Source organism: Ruoffia tabacinasalis (assembly GCF_005864045.1).
In the GTDB taxonomy this organism is placed as follows: domain Bacteria; phylum Bacillota; class Bacilli; order Lactobacillales; family Aerococcaceae; genus Ruoffia; species Ruoffia tabacinasalis.
Genome location: NZ_VBSP01000136.1, coordinates 1 through 216, shown reverse-complemented (window position 1 = coordinate 216; position 216 = coordinate 1). Strand labels below are relative to the sequence as shown.

Annotated in this window: 1 protein-coding gene; it reads left to right on the top strand. The window is 41.2% G+C overall.

The window, feature by feature from the left end; translation table 11 throughout:
- Positions 1 to 216, top strand: a 216-nt coding sequence (locus FEZ33_RS12330; protein ID WP_171031407.1) for a transposase, incomplete at both ends; no start/stop codon positions are given.

Below are 216 nucleotides of genomic sequence, written 5' to 3'. Positions count from 1 at the left end.
ATCGCACTCTAAATTTCGTTACTTATATGTAGACGCAATGTATATCAAAGTGAGAGAGGACAATCGCGTCGTGTCTAAAGCTGTTTATATCGCCCAAGGTGTTAATGATATAAATAAACGAGAAATCATCGGTTTTATGGTCTCAGAAGAAGAAACCGAAGCAGCCTGGTCACGCTTCTTTCTAGATTTACGCTCGCGTGGACTACAGACACCAAC